Origin of the sequence: Dactylosporangium sp. CA-139114, from assembly GCF_050955725.1 — a bacterium.
Classification (GTDB): domain Bacteria; phylum Actinomycetota; class Actinomycetes; order Mycobacteriales; family Micromonosporaceae; genus Dactylosporangium.
The window spans coordinates 6473659-6488003 of sequence record NZ_CP192080.1; the positions used below are offsets into that span (position 1 = coordinate 6473659).

Consider the following 14345-nt stretch of genomic DNA (forward strand, 5'->3'; position numbering starts at 1 on the left):
ATGACGCCAGGCGACATCCTCGTCGGGCGGCGCGAGGAATCGCGCCGCCTCGATGAGCTCCTCGACGGCATCGCCGAGCGCGGGGCGGCCGTCCTGGTGCGCGGGGAGCCCGGCATCGGCAAGTCGGTCCTGCTCGCGACGGGCGCCCGCGCGGCCGCTGGGCGGGGCCTGCGCGTGCTGAGCGCGGTCGGCGTCGAGTCGCAGCCGCAGCTGCCCTTCGCCGGCCTGCGGGCGCTGCTGGAGCCGGTGCTGGCCGGCGTCGCGGATCTGCCCGCCCCGCAGCGCGACGCCCTTCGCTGCGCCCTCGGCGAGCCGGTCGCCGAGGGCGGACCTGACCTGTTTCTCACCGCACTGGCGACGCTCGACCTGCTCGCCGAGGCGGCGGCCGGCACGCCGGTCCTGCTGCTCGTCGAGGACGCCCAGTGGCTCGACCGGGCCAGCGCCGACGTGCTCGCGTTCGTCGCGCGGCGGCTCGAGGCCGAGCCGGTGGTGCTGCTGGCCGCGATCCGCGACGGCTTCGACACCCCGTTCGACGCGGCCGGCCTCGCCGAGCTGCGGCTGGAGCGGCTCGACGCCGCGGCGGCGGGCGAGCTGCTGGACGCCCGCGCGCCCGGCCTGCGGCCCGGGTTGCGCCGGCGGCTGCTGCTCGAGGCGGCCGGCAACCCGCTGGCGCTCGTCGAGCTGCCGCTGGCCCCGGTCCCGGCCGGCGCGGGCGCGTTCCCGGCCGCCTGGCTGCCGCTCACCGCCCGGCTGGAGCAGGCGTTCGGGGCTCGGGTGGCCGCCCTGCCCGCCGTCACCCGGACCCTGCTGCTGGTCGCGGCGCTCAACGACACCGACCTGCTGGCCGAGATCCTCGCGGCCGGCCGCCTCGTCGCCGGGCGGCGCTGCGGCCCCGAGGATCTGGGACCTGCCGTCGCCGCCTGCCTCGCCGACATCGAACCGGGCGGCGGCCGGCTCCACCTGCGCCACCCGCTCATGCGCTCCGCCCTGCGGCAGCGGGCCGGCGACGCCGAGCGCTCCGCCGTGCACGCGGCGCTCGTCGACGTCCTGGCCGGGCAGCCCAACCGGCAGGTCTGGCACCGGGCCGCCGCAACGCCCGGCCCGGACGAGGGCATCGCCGCGGACCTCGACGCCGCCGCCGACCGGGCCTACCGCCAGGGCGCGGTCGTGGCGGCGGTCGCGGCCCTGCAGCGCGCGGCCGAGCTCAGCCTCGACGTCCGAGCCGGGATCGCCCGGCGCATCCGGGCCGCCGAGATCGCCTTCGAGCTGGGCCGGCAGGACCTCGTCGACCGGCTGCTCGACGAGGTCGAGCCGGCCACCCTGAGCACCGCCGAGCGGGCCCGGCTGGCCTGGGTCCGGGGCGGCTTCCGCGAGCACGCCCAGGAGGGCCGGCAGGGCGTGCGCTCCCTGATCGGCTTCGCCCACAGCGTCCTGGCCGACGGCGACACCGACCTGGCCCTCATGCTGCTCGGCGCGGCCGGCACGGCGGCGTTCTGGAACGATCCGGGGCCGGACGTCCGCGGCGACGTCGTCGAGGTCGCCGAGCGGATGCCGATCGACCCGGCCGACGCCCGGCTGGTCGGCATCCTGGCCTACACGGCGCCGATCGACCGGGGCGCGGCGGTCATCGACAACCTGTGGCTCTGGGCCCCGGACGCCGGCGGGGACCCGCTGGCCGCCCGGCTGCTCGGCAACGCCGCCGCCGCGGTGGGCGCGTTCGACCTGAGCCTGCAGTTCGCCACGGCCGCGCTGGGCCCGCTGCGGGCCCAGGGCCGCCTCGGTTTCGTCGCCCGGGCACTGATCACCCAGGCCAACGCCGCCGTGCAGCTGGCCAACCTCGGCGTGGCCATCCCCGCCGCCGAGGAGGCCGGCCGCCGGGCCGACGAGACCGCTCAGCCGCACCTCGCGGCGCTGGCCCAGGCCACCGAGGCCAAGATCGCGGCCCTGCGCGGCGAACCCGACCGGCTGGAGCGGCTGGCCGGCGCGGCCGAGCGGGACAGCATGGCCGCCTCCCTCTCCGTCGTCGTGCACGCCCGCGGGCTCGCCGCGCTGGCCGACGGCCGCCCGGCTGATGCCTACGACGCCCTGGCCCGCCTGTTCGACCCCGCCGACCCGGCTCACCACGTGATGCACGGCTGCGCGGCGATCGGGGACCTCGCCGAGGCGGCGGCGCGCAGCGGGCAGGCCGAGGCGGTCGCCGGCGTCATGGCGACGATGGAGCGGCGGGCGCGGCTGACCCCGGCGGAGTCGCTGCACAACGGCCTGCGGCACGCCCGCGCGGTGCTCGCCGGCGACGACGTGGCCGAGCAGCGCTACGAGGAGGCCCTGCGCGCCGACGTGCCGGGCTGGCCGTTCGTGCGGGCCCGGGCGCTGCTGGCCTACGGCGAGTGGCTGCGGCGGCAGCGACGGGTCGCGGAGTCCCGGACGCGGCTGCGCACCGCCCGGGAGCTGTTCGACGCGCTGGGCACCAACGCCTGGAGCGACCGCGCACGCCAGGAGCTGCGGGCCTCGGGCGAGTCCAGCCGCAGCCGCACCCCCGCCGCCCGCGACCAGCTCACGCCGCAGGAGCTGCAGATCGTGCAGCTGGCGGCCGAGGGCCTGACCAACCGCGAGATCGGGCAGCGGCTGTACCTGTCCCACCGCACGGTCAGCACGGTGCTCCACCGCGTCTTCCCCAAGCTGGGCGTGACGTCCCGCTCGGACCTGAGCCGCCTAGAACTGCGCTGACGGGCCGAGCACGCCGCGCAGGGCCGCCCGCGTGCCGACCCCGACCTTCGGGAAGATCCGCTGCAGGTGGGTGCTCACGGTGCGGTGGGACAGGTACAGCCGCTGCCCGATCTCCCGATTCGTCAGACCCGCCGCGGCGAGCTGCGCGATCTGCAGCTCCTGCGGCGTCAGCAGGTCCTGCACCCCGGGTGCCCGGGTCAGGCTCCGCTCGCCCGAGGCGGCCAGCTCCGCGCGGGCCCGGTCGCTCCACGGGCCGATGCCGAGCCGGTCGAACGCCTCCCGCGCCGCCCGCAGCCGCGTCCGGGCCTCGGCCACGCGGCGGTGGCGGCGCAGCCACTCGCCGTAGCCCAGCAGCACCCGCGCCCGCGCGAACGGCCAGTCGGCCAGGTCGGCGGCGAGCGCCTCCAGGTAGGGTGCCTCATCGTCGGCGAGCAGTGCGCGGGCGTGGCGCAGGCCGATGTGCAGCGCCGGCGACGGGACGGCGGCGGCCCGCCGCTCCAGCTCACCCATCAGGGCCCGCACCTCGCCGGCCGCCCCGCTGCGCACCGCCGCCTCGATGACGTAGCTCGACAGGCCGTAGCACAGGGACAGGTGGTGGGCCGGGTCGGCGGGGTCGTACACCCGGCGCAGATGCTCGTAGGCCTCGGCGTACCGCCCGTCGCCGAGCGCGGAGAGCCCGCGCGCCATCTGCGCACCGGCCAGGATGATCCGCGCCCCGACGGCCAGCGCCTCGCGCTCGACCTCGGCCGCGATCCGCTCGGTCGCGTCGTGGTCACCCTGCAGGGCCGCCGCCGACGCCTGATGGGCCCGCGCCAGCGCTCGCAGGTTCGGCTGCGAGGTCTCCGTCGCCAGCCACACGGCCTCCTCGGCGTTCGGGATGGCGTCGGACAGCTCGCCCAGGTTGACGGTGCACCAGGCCCGGGCCCCGACCAGCCGGGCCAGCGTCGCCAGCCGCCCCTGCGCCCGAGCCGTGACAAGCCCAGGACCCTGCAGTCGTACCGCCACGTCGTAGGCCCCTACCGAAAGCGCCGCATTGCCCAGCTGCCGCGTCAGGGCGGGATCGCCACCGATCCCCTCGAGGGCCACCGGCAGCCGCTCCAGGATCGCCGCACCGCGCTCGACCGGCGAGGCGAAGCCCAGCAGCCCCAGCAGCCGCGGATCGCACTCGTCGTCGAAGATCCGCTCCGCGACGGCGATGACGTCCTCGCGCACCTCGGGGCCGGGCTGGGTGAAGTAGCACCGCGAGGCGGCATTGGCCAGCAGCTTCACCGCCAGCTCGCGCCGCCCGGCCCGGGCCACCCCCTCGGCCAGCCGGGCCAGCGTCGTCGTGCCGGTGGCGACCGGGCCGACGCCGTCGTCGAACACCTCGCGGATCGAGCGCAGCCGCACCCGCTGCTCGGCCGACAGCTCACCCTGCCCGGCCCGGATCAGCAGATCGTTGACGGCCGTCCACCGGCCCAGCTCGGCGACCAGGTCCGCGGCCCGCAGCAGCCGCTCGGCTCGCTCGTCCGGGTCGGCGGTCAGCCCGGCCGCCCGTTCCAGCGCGGCCGCCGCCGTCTCGATGCCACCGCGCTGGTGCGCCCGGGCCGCCGCCGCCTCCAGATCGGCCGCGACGTCCTCGTCGGGGCCGCGCGCCGCCGACGCCCGATGCCACGGCCGCCGCTCCGGGTCGCCGGCCACGACGCCGGCCAGGGCGAGGTGCGCGGCCCGCCGTTCGTCGGGGCTCGCGCGCTGATGGATGGCCGAACGCATGAGCGGATGCCGGAAGCGGATCGACCCGTCGCTGACCTCGACGAGCTCGGCATCGACCGCGGGCCGCAGATCCTCCTCGACGGTCTCCGGCGCGGCGGCCAGAGCCTCGGCCAGCGCCGGCCCGTCGTTGAGCGCGGCCACCAGCAGCAGCGACCGCGTGGCCGTCGGCAGCCCCGTGACACGGGCCGCGAACGCCCGCTCCAGCCGCGCCGTCAACGACAGCAGCGCGACGACCCCGACCGGCCCCGCGTCGACCACGGCCGGAAGCTCCACCAGCGCGAGCGGATTGCCGGCGGCCTCGTCCAGGACCCGCTCCCGGACCGCAGCCCCCAGCTGCGGCGCCCGCGCCTCCAGCAGCGCCGCCGCGTCGGCCCGGCCCAGCGGCCCGAGCCGGACCTCGGCCAGCCCCAGATCGTCGAACGGCCCGTGAAACCCGTCGCGCGCCGCCACCACCAACACGATCGGCTCGAACGCGAGCCGCCGGGCAACGAACGCCAGCGCGTCCGCGCTGGCCCGATCGAGCCAGTGCACGTCCTCGACGACGAGCAGCACCGGCTGCTCCGCCGCAAGCTCGCCGAGCAGGTCGAGCGTGGCCAGCGCCAGCCGGGACGGGTCCACCGCGGCAACGTCGGCCCGCCCGAACGCGGCCAGCAGCGCGTCAGGCAGCGGATCGACCTGCCCCAACACCGGCGCCAGCAGCTGGTGCAGCCCGGCAAAGGCCACCTGCGCCTCCGACTCGACACCGGTCGTGCTGAGCACCCGCAGCCCCGCGTCCGCCGCCCGCCCCGCCGTCCAGGCCAGCACGGCCGACTTGCCGATACCCGCCTCGCCCCGCACCAGCACGGCGCCGCCCTCGGCCCGAACCCCTTCGACCAGCGCGCCCAGCGCCCGCGTGGCCTCCTGACGGCCGAACAGCGCGGCACCGTGCTCGATCACGGCGTCCATCATTCCCGACGGTCTCCCCCGGCTCGGCGGGCGATCCTCCCGCTCGGCCACAACGCCTACGGGCCGCACCCGACCCACGACGACCGAGGCCTGCTCGCAGCGCCTAGTGCGGCCAGTCCTCGCCATCCTCGAACGGTTCCGGGTTGCGGCGGTCCTCCTCGCGCTCCTCGAAGGCGGCCCGCTCCTCGGCCTCGGTGCCGGGCCGCCAGGTGTCGCCGTCGCGCACGAGCAGCGGCGGGTAGGCGCGCCCCTCCAGCCAGCGAGCCAGCCACTCGGTGACGGTCAGGCCCTGCGGGTAGGAGCGCGGGATGCCGGTCGGCACCGAGTACGCCGTCGTGCCCCAGACCTGCCCGTCGAACAGGTCGATCTCCGTCAGGCCGCCGTTGCCCCACGAGCACAGCGGCCGCGCGATGCGGGGGCGGGCCGGGCCGGCGACCGAGCGCTCCCGCGTCACGAGGGGATGGCCCGCCCACAGGTCCTTGATGCCGTACTCCGGGCCGAACCCGCCGTTGGCGACCTCCAGGTAGAGGCGGCGCAGCAGCGGCGGAAGCTTCCGGCGGGCGGTCCCCTCCACCTCCTCGACCAGCTCCGGCGCCGCCGGTGCGAGCGGCGGCAGCGGCTCGAGCCATCCGTTCGCGCGGGCGGTCGCGTACCGCGCGGTGCGGCGATGGTAGATGCGGTGGAACTCGCCCTGCGGCCACCGAACGGCGGCATCACGCCCGTCGATGCCGGCGGCGGCTGCGTGCCCCCGTGGCACGCAGCCGCGCCGAGTTTCATCAGTCGAGGCAGAACTCGTTGCCCTCGGGGTCGGCCATCACGATGTGCCCGAAGGCCAGCGGGGGCCTGGGCTCGTGCCGGGCGAGCCGCTTCGCCCCGAGCCCGGCCAGCCGGTCGGCCTCCGCCTCGAGGGCCGCCATCCGCTCCTCGCCCTGCAGGCCCGGTGCGGCCCGCACGTCGAGATGCAGGCGGTTCTTGACCCGCTTCTCCTCCGGTACACGCTGAAAGAACACTCGAGGCCCGTTGCCCCGCGGATCCACGATCGCCGAGGCCCGGTTGCGCTCGGCCGGCGGCACGCCCATCGCCTCGAGCGCCTCCTCCCAGGAGCCGAAGCCGGGCGGCGGGTCCTGCAGCTTGTAGCCGAGCGCCGCGATCCAGAATGCGGCGAGCGCGGCGGGGTCGGCACAGTCGATCGCGATCTGCACGGCACGGGTCGTCGTCATGGCCTCAGTCTTACCCGAATCGCGGACAGATACGGTCCGTGATCGGTGGAATGATCGAGCCCATGACCGCCGAACGGGTGCTGCGCCTGCTCGCCCTGCTGCAGCGCCGCGCCTCCTGGACGGCGACGGAGCTGGCCGCCGAGCTGGGGGTGACCGACCGCTCGATCCGCCGCGACGTCGAGCGGCTGCGCGCGCTCGGCTACCCCGTGCACGCGACGGGCGGGGTCGGCGGCGGCTACCAGCTCGGCGCCGGCGCCCGGCTGCCGCCCCTGCTGCTCGACGACGACGAGGCGATCGCGACCGCGGTCTCGCTGCGCCTGGCCTCGACCGGCACGGTGGCGGGCGCCGGGGAGGCGGCGCTGCGCGCGCTGACCAAGCTGGACCAGGTGATGCCGCCGCGGCTGCGGGCCGAGGTGCGCGCGGTCCACGGCGCGACCGAGACCCTGGCCGGCCCGGGCGTGCAGATCGACGCGGAGGTGCTGGTGACGCTGGCCCGGGCCTGCCGCGACGCCGTGCGCGTGCGGTTCGGCTACCCGGACGCCGAGCGCACGGTCGAGCCGGTGCGCCTGGTGACGACCGGGCGGCGGTGGTACCTCATGGCCTGGGACGTCGACCGGGACGCCTGGCGCACGTTCCGCCTCGACCGCATGCGCGCCGTGGCGCCGACGACGTGGCGCTTCCACCCGCGCGAGCACCCGGACCCGGCGGCCTTCGTCCAGCGCGCGGTGGCCGAGTCGCCGTACCGCCACACCGCCCGCATCCGCCTGCGCGCCGACGCGACCGAGGTCCGCGAGCGCGTCCCGCCCCAGGTCGGCCGCGTCGAGGACGACCGCGGCGGCTGGTGCGTGCTCGTCTGCGCCGCGGACACCCTGGAGGCGATCGCCGTGCACACGGCCCGGCTGGGCTACGAGGCCGAGATCCTGGAGCCGCCCGAGCTGCGCGCGGCCGCCACCGCGTTCGCCGCCCGCCTCGCCGCCCTCGGCCGCCGCTGAGGCCCCCGCCTCGCCGCCGTAGGCCGCGGCTGAGCCCCCCGCCTCGCCGCCCTCGGCCGCGGCTGAAGCCCCGCCTCGCCGCCGTAGGCCGCGGCTGAGCCCCCCGCCGTCGTCCCCGGGCGGCTACTGTGGCTTCGCGTGACCCATGCCGAGCTCGAGATCACCGCGGAACTCGTCCGGGACCTGCTCCGCGACCAGCACCCCGACCTCGCCGGGCACCCGATCCGGCTCGGGGCGCGGGGGTGGGACAACCAGCTGTGGCGGCTCGGCGACGACCTCGCCGTCCGGCTGCCGTGGGCGACCGGCTCCGCCGACGAGCTGCTGCACAAGGAGCACGCCTGGCTGCCCGGGCTCGCGCCGCTGCTGCCGCTGCCGGTTCCCGTCCCGCAGCGCCTCGGCGCGCCCTCCGCGCGGTTCCCCCGGCCCTGGCTCGTCACGACCTGGGTGCCGGGCACGCCCGCCGACCAGACGCCGGTCACGCGCGGCGCCGAGGCGGCCGAGTCCCTGGCCGCGTTCCTCACGGCACTGCACCGGCCCGCCCCCGGCGGCGCGCCCACCGGCCGCAACCGCGGCGGGCCCCTCGCCGAGCGGGCCGATGGCTTCGCCGGTTCGCTCGCCGAGGCCGTCGAGCGGGGACTGATCGACGACCCCGAGACCGTCCGGGCCGTGCGCGCGGTCTGGCACGACGCGGTCACCGCGCCGCCCTGGACCGGCGCGCCGCTCTGGCTCCACGCCGACCTGCACCCGGCGAACGTCCTCACCGGCGACGGCACCCTCTGCGGCGTCATCGACTTCGGTGACCTCTGCGCCGGCGACCCGGCCTACGACCTCGCCGCCGCCTGGCTGCTGCTGCCGGACGACACCGTCGAGCACTTCTACGCGGCCTACCGGCCGGCCGCGGACCCCGCCACGCGGCGCCGGGCCCGCGGCTGCGCGCTGGGCCGCGCCCTCGCCGGCATGCTCATCGGCGACGCCGGCGTGCACGGCGAACCCGGCGGCAAGGCCACGTGGGGCCCGCCCGCCCGCGCCGCCCTGCACCGCCTCATCGCCACGGCCCATTGAAAACGCCACGCCCCGCTGAGACGGCCTCGGCCCGCTGACATAGCCACGGTCGGCTGACATGGCCACGGCCCGCCGCAACGCCATGGCCCGCCGCGACGGGCGACGCGCACGAACGGACCCGGGCCGATCCGGCCCGGGTCCTCCAGGTCTGGCCGCGACTCGCCCCGCTCAGGCGCCGACCGGCTCCTCGGCGGCCGCCTCCGGCACCGCGAAGCCCTGGCTGCGCGGCGTGCGGGCGGCGTGCACCAGCCCGGCGGCGCCCAGCAGGAAGAGCAGCCCGGCGGCGAGGTAGGCCACCAGCGCGGCCTGGGCGGCCTTGGCCCCGAACTCGCTGAAGCCGTAGGAGGTCAGCAGCAGGCCGCGGAGGGTCTCGCCCTTGAAGACGGTCTCCCGCGCGGTGTTGGTGTCGGTGAGCTGCTGCTGCACGGCGGCGACGGCCGCGGGGTCGCCGGCCTTCTGCGCGTCGGCGAGCTTCGCCTTGAGGTCGGTCTGCACCTCGCCGAGCTGGGCGTAGGTCTTGCCGCCGGCGATCGACTTCAGGTGCAGCCCGATGAACTCGTTGGCATAGCACTCGGCCTGCTTGCCGGAGTCGAGCCGCTGCCCGGCGTAGCGCACCAGGCACGCCGACTGCCGCTCCTCGGCGGTGAGCGTATCGGCGGTCTTGAACGTGATCTGCTGCTGGCCGAGCTGGCTCTTGACGTAGTCGTTGGCGAAGTTCGCGTTGCTCGTCAGCACGAGGCCGGCGACGAGCAGCAGACCGGCCAGCACGACCAGGCCGACACCGACGATGAGATCGAGGGTCTTGCGCTTCATGGTGCCCTCCTGGGCCGCGGGTGGGGTCGTTCCCGGTGCTGCCATCAGCCTGCGTGCGGCGCGGGGTCCGGGCGCAGAGCACAAGCGCCCGAGTGCGCGGGACCTCCGGCACCTCTTGTCCCGGACCGGCCCGCGGGTTGTCCCGGACCGGCCCGCGGGGCGGCGCCGGTCTCCTTCCGAGACTCACCCGCGGCCGCGCAACGCTGAAGGCAGACCCGCCATCGCGAGCACCTGGAGGTCGTCATGGTCCCGCAGCAGAGCGTCGTCGTCGGCATCGACGGTTCCAGGCCCAGCCTGGACGCGGTCGCCTGGGCCGCGGCCGACGCGGCACGGCGCAATCTGCCGCTGCACATCGTGCACGCGTTCGTCTGGCCGATGCTCTACACACCGATCGCGGCCCCGGTCATCGTGCCGTACGAGCGCGGCATGCACGACGTGGCCGCGCAGATCCTCGCCCTGGCGGAGGACCGGGCCCGGGCCGTCGCGCCGGACGTCCGGCTCACCACCGCCCTGCAGATGCAGCCGCCGGCCCAGGCGCTGCTGGAGGCCGCCGAGCACGCGCGCGTCCTGGTGGTCGGCAACCGGGGTCACGGCGGTTTCACCGGGCTGCTGCTGGGCTCCCTCGGCGTGCAGCTGGCCGCGCACGCCGCATGCCCCGTGGTCATCGTCCGGCACGACGACCGTCCCGCCGGGCCCGAGGCCCGCCGCGTCGTCGCCGGCGTCGACGGCTCGCACGACACCGAGCCCGCGCTGCGGTTCGCGTTCGAGCAGGCGGCGTCCCGCGGGGTCGGGCTGACGGCGGTGCTGGCGTACCTGTGGCCCGTGTCCACCGGCCCCGGCGACCTGATGCCGCTGGCCTACGACCCCGACATCCTGCGGGAGCAGGAGCGGTGCACGCTGGCCGAGTCGACGGCCGGGTGGATCGAGAAGTACCCCGACGTCGACTTCCGCTCGTCGGTCGTGCCCGGCCGTGCGGCGGCGAAGCTCGCCGAGCTGTCCGCGGGCGCGGAGATGCTCGTCGTCGGCTCGCGCGGCCGGGGCGGGTTCACGGGGCTGCTCCTCGGCTCGGTCAGCCAGGCCGTCATCCATCACGCCGCCTGCCCGGTGGCCGTGACCCGCTGAGGCGTCACCCCGCCGACAGCACGGCCGCCCCCGTGACGCGGTCGCCGGCGAGGTCGGCCAGGGCGTCCATGGCCGCGTCGAGCGGGTACACCGTGACGGCCACCCGCAGGCGGTGGCGCCGCGCGAGTTCGAGGAACTCGCGGCCGTCGTCCCGCGTGTTGGCCGTGACGCTGCGGATCTCCCGTTCCTGGAACAGAAGCTCGTCGTAGCGCAGCGGCGGGATGTCCGACAGGTGGATGCCGGCGATCGCGAGCGTGCCGCCCCGGTCGAGCGCGGCGAGCATCGGCGGCACCAGGATGCCGACGGGCGCGAACAGGATGGCGGAGTCGAGCGGCTCGGGCGGGGCGGTGGCCGAGGCCGAGGCGGCGCCCAGGGACAGCGCGAGCTCCCGGGCGGCCGGGGCCCGGGTCACCACGTGCACGGTCGCGCCCTCGGCGATCGCGACCTGGCACGCCAGGTGCGCCGAGGCGCCGAAGCCGTAGATGCCCAGCCGGCCACCGGGTGGCAGCCGGCTGCGGCGCAGGGCGCGGTACCCGATGATGCCGGCGCACAGCAAGGGCGCGACCTCGTCGTCGCCGTACCCGTCCGGGAGCCGGTACACGTAGGCGGCGGGCGCCACGCAGAACTGGGCGTACCCGCCGTCGGCGTCCCAGCCGGTGTACTGCGAGAACGGGCACAGGTTCTCCGCGCCGCGGCGGCAGTACCGGCACCGGCCGCAGGTCCGCCGCAGCCACGCCACGCCGACCCGGGTCCCGACCGGCGGATCGGTGACATCCGTGCCCAGCCCTTCGACCGTGCCGACGACCTCGTGGCCGGGCACGGTCTCCGGGCGCCGCGGTGGCAGGTCGCCCTCGGCCAGATGCAGGTCGGTGCGGCACACCCCGCACATCCGGACCCTGATCAGCACCTCGTCGGCGGACGGTTCGGGCACCGGCCGCCGGACACGGCACAGCGGGTGCTCGGCGATGGGCCCGGGCCGGCGCACCGCCCAGGCGGTCATGGTGCTCATCGCTGGTCCTCCTCTCGCCGCAGATGCCCGCCGGACCGCCCTTCATGCTTGTCGTTCTCACCCGGTGCCGAGGCAGCATGAGGTGTTGGGAGCACGGACAGGAGGCCTCCGATGACGTACAGGTACGGCCCGGTGATCGCCGGCGTCGACGGCTCCGCGCACAGCATCGGCGCACTGCGATGGGCGGCGGACGAGGCGTGCCGGTGCACCCGTGCCCTGCTGGTGGTGACGGTGGCGAGCGGCGACATCTGCGAGCCGGAGGCGAAGGACATCGCCGAGCGCGCGGCCCAGGAGGCGCAGCGCTGGCACGTCGGCATCGAGGCGGACGTCGAGATCCGCCGCGGCTCGCCGGCGGACGTGCTGCGCGAGCTCGCCCACGGCGCCCGGCTCGTGGTGGTCGGCGGACGAGGCACGACCGTCGGCGACGACCGGCCGATGGGCTCGGTCAGCCAGGCCCTCGGCGCCCGGGCCGACACCCCGGTCCTCGTGGTCCATGCGGCGGACCGCTGGGCGGCACCGGACGCGAAGCTGCCGTCCACGGCGCCGGTCGTCACCGGCTTCGACGGCTCCGACTCGGGCCGCCGGGCGCTGCGGCTGGCCTTCGAGGAGGCTGCCGCGCGCGGTGTCCGGCTCGTCGTCGTCCAGGCCTGGCGGCACCCGGACCTGTGGCAGCCGGGCTCCATCCGCGGCGGCGACCTCAGCGCCCACGAGTGTGTCGTCCACGAGGCGTTGTGCGAGGCGACCGCGCGCTGGCAGGCCGAGTTCCCGCTCGTCGACGTCGAGGTGCGCAGCGAGCCGGGCGAGGCCGTCCACACGCTCGTGGTGGCCTCGCAGTGGGCCGGGCTCATGGTCGTCGGCACCCGATGCCCGGCCGACAAGGCCCGGCCGAGCAGTCCGTCGGTGGCCCGGCGGCTGCTGCAGTACGCCGCCTGCCCGGTCCTCGTCGCACACGGCCCGAGCAAGGCGTCCGTGCCCCGGGTCGCGCCCGCGGCCGCCTGAGGCCACGATCCGCCGCCCGGTCCGCGCCCGGGCATCCCTCAGCCGGTCCGCGCCTGCATGCGGACCATGGCGACTCCGGCGGTCGTACGGACCAGTGCCTCCGCCACCGCCAGCTCCTTGTCGTCGTCGAACCGCCCGTCGACGGTCGCGACGCCGTCGTGCACGGCGAGCGGCCAGCGCCGCCGCCCGCCCGCGTAGTTGTCCAGGCGCCGCTGCGCCTCGTTCTGGGCCTGCTCGTCGGTCGGCAGCAGCGTGCGCAGCACATCGCATCGGCTGACCACGCCGACGACGTGTTCCTGCATGACGACCGGGACCGTGTGCGCGTCCCGCTGCACCATGAAGGCGGCCAGGTCGCTCACGTCCGCCTCCGGCCACGCCGTCACCGGCAGGCCGCCCATCACGTCACGGACGCGCCGGGGTGGGCCTCCCGGGGCGGTCAGGGACGCCGCCTGCTGCAGGATGTCCCGCTCGCTGACCATGCCGACCAGCGTGCCGCCGTCGTCGACGACGGGGATCGCGGTGATCGAGTAGCGCTCCAGCAGCCCCACCGCCTCCGCGACCGGCGCGTCCGCGGGGACCGTGTGGGCCGGGGTGCTCATGATGTCCTTGGCGTGCATCGCTCCTCCTCGCCGTTGTGCGATCGTTCCGGCAGCGGCCCGTCGACCGGCTCCAGCGCGAGGGTCGCGGGGTTCCGCGGTCTCGTCGATGCGGGCGATCACCCGGTAGCGGCGCACCGCGTCACGCGTCGATGACGTCGGTGACCGGGCGCCGGTTCGTGTAGCAGGTCGTCGGCGCGTACCCGAACCGCAGGACCAGATGCGGGTCGTGGATCCGGTCGATGGCCCGGCGGATCTGCTCGCGGGTGGCCGGCACCTCGATCGGCTGGGAGTACATCGCGGTCGCCAGCCCGAGGTCCGCGGCGGTGAGCAGGACGCACTGCAACGCCATCCCCACCCGGATCGCCTCGTCGGGTCCGTCGCCGAGCGCGCCCAGCACCGCCACGGCCGGATGGCGGGACAGGTCTCGGGTCACCCCGCGGCCGGGGCCGCCGTAGTCACGCCGGGTCATGATCTCGGCCGGATGCGGGGCGGCGCCGCACGCGTCGGGCCCGATCCCCTCGACGGCGTGGTTCGCGCAGATGGTCCAGGCCCGCAGCTCCGCCGCGTACGCCGAGTTGGCCCGCAGCTCGGCGTCGGCGATGCGGATCAGCTCGGCCAGCGTGGTGAGCGCCCGCTCACCGGCCACGAAGTCCAGCCAGCCGCCCTCGCGCCGGGCCGCGTCGGCCAGCTGCTGCGGCAGGCCCGGGCCGACCGGGGTGTCCGCGAACGGGCCCCGGTTGGTGTGGCGGCGGCTGATCTGCCAGTGCAGCCGGCGCTCCATCGGGGTCGGCGGCCGCGGTTGCGCCGGCCACAGGTACAACAACGCGCCTCCGGACACGAGCCGGTGCCGGGCCGGCAGTCCGGAGACGGCTAGCCCGAGCCGCAGGTTGTACGCGGCCGCGCCGCACGAGATGCGCGCCATCCGGCCGTCCGCGTCGCAGACGGCGAGCCGGCGGCGCTCGTCGAGCAGGACGTACGCCCCGTCGCTCGTCCATCGGAACCGCCACGGCTGACTGTTGTGGATCGACGGGGCCTGGACAGCATCGCCCACCGCGGCGGTGAACGCCTCAAAGGTCCAGGTCGTCGGGGTTGTCAACGTCGACAT

The 14345-nt window shown here is 76.4% G+C and carries 12 protein-coding genes; 5 read left to right on the plus strand and 7 right to left on the minus strand.

Annotated elements, in window-relative coordinates:
• Positions 1 to 2727: an AAA family ATPase gene (locus ACQP2P_RS28680; RefSeq protein ID WP_433605923.1), complete on the plus strand. Its 2727-nt coding sequence runs from the start codon at positions 1 to 3 to the stop codon at positions 2725 to 2727.
• Here ACQP2P_RS28680 and ACQP2P_RS28685 read toward each other — a convergent pair.
• The 3 genes from ACQP2P_RS28685 to ACQP2P_RS28695 all read right to left on the minus strand — a co-directional run bounded on the left by ACQP2P_RS28685 (position 2713) and on the right by ACQP2P_RS28695 (position 6644).
• Positions 2713 to 5415 carry an ATP-binding protein gene (locus ACQP2P_RS28685; protein ID WP_433605925.1) on the minus strand — a complete coding sequence of 901 codons (2703 nt, stop codon included), beginning with the start codon at positions 5413 to 5415 and terminating at the stop codon, positions 2713 to 2715. The genes ACQP2P_RS28680 and ACQP2P_RS28685 overlap by 15 nt on opposite strands.
• Positions 5416 to 5527: 112 nt before the next feature.
• Positions 5528 to 6181 carry a hypothetical protein gene (locus ACQP2P_RS28690; RefSeq protein ID WP_433605927.1) on the minus strand — a complete coding sequence of 218 codons (654 nt, stop codon included), beginning with the start codon at positions 6179 to 6181 and terminating at the stop codon, positions 5528 to 5530.
• Positions 6182 to 6200: 19 nt separating this feature from the next.
• Complete coding sequence (locus ACQP2P_RS28695) at positions 6201 to 6644, minus strand: VOC family protein (RefSeq protein ID WP_433605929.1); 444 nt, start codon at positions 6642 to 6644, stop codon at positions 6201 to 6203.
• Positions 6645 to 6706: 62 nt separating this feature from the next.
• On the opposite strand from ACQP2P_RS28695, the gene ACQP2P_RS28700 reads away from it, so the two are divergent.
• Both ACQP2P_RS28700 and ACQP2P_RS28705 read left to right on the plus strand, forming a co-directional pair.
• Positions 6707 to 7636 carry a helix-turn-helix transcriptional regulator gene (locus ACQP2P_RS28700; protein WP_433605931.1) on the plus strand — a complete coding sequence of 310 codons (930 nt, stop codon included), beginning with the start codon at positions 6707 to 6709 and terminating at the stop codon, positions 7634 to 7636.
• Positions 7637 to 7774: 138 nt separating this feature from the next.
• Complete coding sequence (locus ACQP2P_RS28705) at positions 7775 to 8698, plus strand: aminoglycoside phosphotransferase family protein (RefSeq protein WP_433605933.1); 924 nt, start codon at positions 7775 to 7777, stop codon at positions 8696 to 8698.
• A gap of 168 nt (positions 8699 to 8866) precedes the next feature.
• On the opposite strand, the gene ACQP2P_RS28710 is transcribed toward ACQP2P_RS28705, so the two are convergent.
• The gene (locus tag ACQP2P_RS28710) at positions 8867 to 9511 is read right to left on the minus strand and encodes a hypothetical protein (RefSeq protein WP_433605935.1); all 645 of its coding nucleotides are present in this window, start codon (positions 9509 to 9511) and stop codon (positions 8867 to 8869) included.
• Between the two features lie 243 nt (positions 9512 to 9754).
• Here ACQP2P_RS28710 and ACQP2P_RS28715 point away from each other — a divergent pair, with 243 nt between their 5' ends.
• The gene (locus ACQP2P_RS28715; RefSeq protein WP_433605937.1) at positions 9755 to 10633 is read left to right on the plus strand and encodes a universal stress protein; all 879 of its coding nucleotides are present in this window, start codon (positions 9755 to 9757) and stop codon (positions 10631 to 10633) included.
• A 4-nt stretch (positions 10634 to 10637) separates the two neighbouring features.
• Here the strand turns inward: ACQP2P_RS28715 and ACQP2P_RS28720 are convergent, their stop codons facing one another.
• Complete coding sequence (locus ACQP2P_RS28720) at positions 10638 to 11642, minus strand: zinc-dependent alcohol dehydrogenase family protein (RefSeq protein WP_433605939.1); 1005 nt, start codon at positions 11640 to 11642, stop codon at positions 10638 to 10640.
• Positions 11643 to 11753: 111 nt separating this feature from the next.
• Here ACQP2P_RS28720 and ACQP2P_RS28725 point away from each other — a divergent pair, with 111 nt between their 5' ends.
• Positions 11754 to 12641 carry a universal stress protein gene (locus ACQP2P_RS28725; RefSeq protein WP_433605941.1) on the plus strand — a complete coding sequence of 296 codons (888 nt, stop codon included), beginning with the start codon at positions 11754 to 11756 and terminating at the stop codon, positions 12639 to 12641.
• 38 nt (positions 12642 to 12679) lie between these two features.
• On the opposite strand, the gene ACQP2P_RS28730 is transcribed toward ACQP2P_RS28725, so the two are convergent.
• Complete coding sequence (locus ACQP2P_RS28730; RefSeq protein WP_433605943.1) at positions 12680 to 13258, minus strand: CBS domain-containing protein; 579 nt, start codon at positions 13256 to 13258, stop codon at positions 12680 to 12682.
• A gap of 121 nt (positions 13259 to 13379) precedes the next feature.
• Complete coding sequence (locus ACQP2P_RS28735) at positions 13380 to 14345, minus strand: Acg family FMN-binding oxidoreductase (RefSeq protein ID WP_433605945.1); 966 nt, start codon at positions 14343 to 14345, stop codon at positions 13380 to 13382.

Excerpts from the sequence above, each read along its gene's own strand:
- ACQP2P_RS28695 (WP_433605929.1), bottom strand. The coding sequence starts at position 6,644 with ATGACGACGACCCGTGCCGTGCAGATCGCGATCGACTGTGCCGACCCC.
- ACQP2P_RS28725 (WP_433605941.1), top strand. The coding sequence starts at position 11,754 with ATGACGTACAGGTACGGCCCGGTGATCGCCGGCGTCGACGGCTCCGCG.
- ACQP2P_RS28710 (WP_433605935.1), bottom strand. The coding sequence starts at position 9,511 with ATGAAGCGCAAGACCCTCGATCTCATCGTCGGTGTCGGCCTGGTCGTG.
- ACQP2P_RS28735 (WP_433605945.1), bottom strand. The coding sequence starts at position 14,345 with ATGTCGACGTTGACAACCCCGACGACCTGGACCTTTGAGGCGTTCACC.
- ACQP2P_RS28680 (WP_433605923.1), top strand. The coding sequence starts at position 1 with ATGACGCCAGGCGACATCCTCGTCGGGCGGCGCGAGGAATCGCGCCGC.
- ACQP2P_RS28730 (WP_433605943.1), bottom strand. The coding sequence starts at position 13,258 with ATGCACGCCAAGGACATCATGAGCACCCCGGCCCACACGGTCCCCGCG.
- ACQP2P_RS28720 (WP_433605939.1), bottom strand. The coding sequence starts at position 11,642 with ATGAGCACCATGACCGCCTGGGCGGTGCGCCGGCCCGGGCCCATCGCC.
- ACQP2P_RS28715 (WP_433605937.1), top strand. The coding sequence starts at position 9,755 with ATGGTCCCGCAGCAGAGCGTCGTCGTCGGCATCGACGGTTCCAGGCCC.
- ACQP2P_RS28700 (WP_433605931.1), top strand. The coding sequence starts at position 6,707 with ATGACCGCCGAACGGGTGCTGCGCCTGCTCGCCCTGCTGCAGCGCCGC.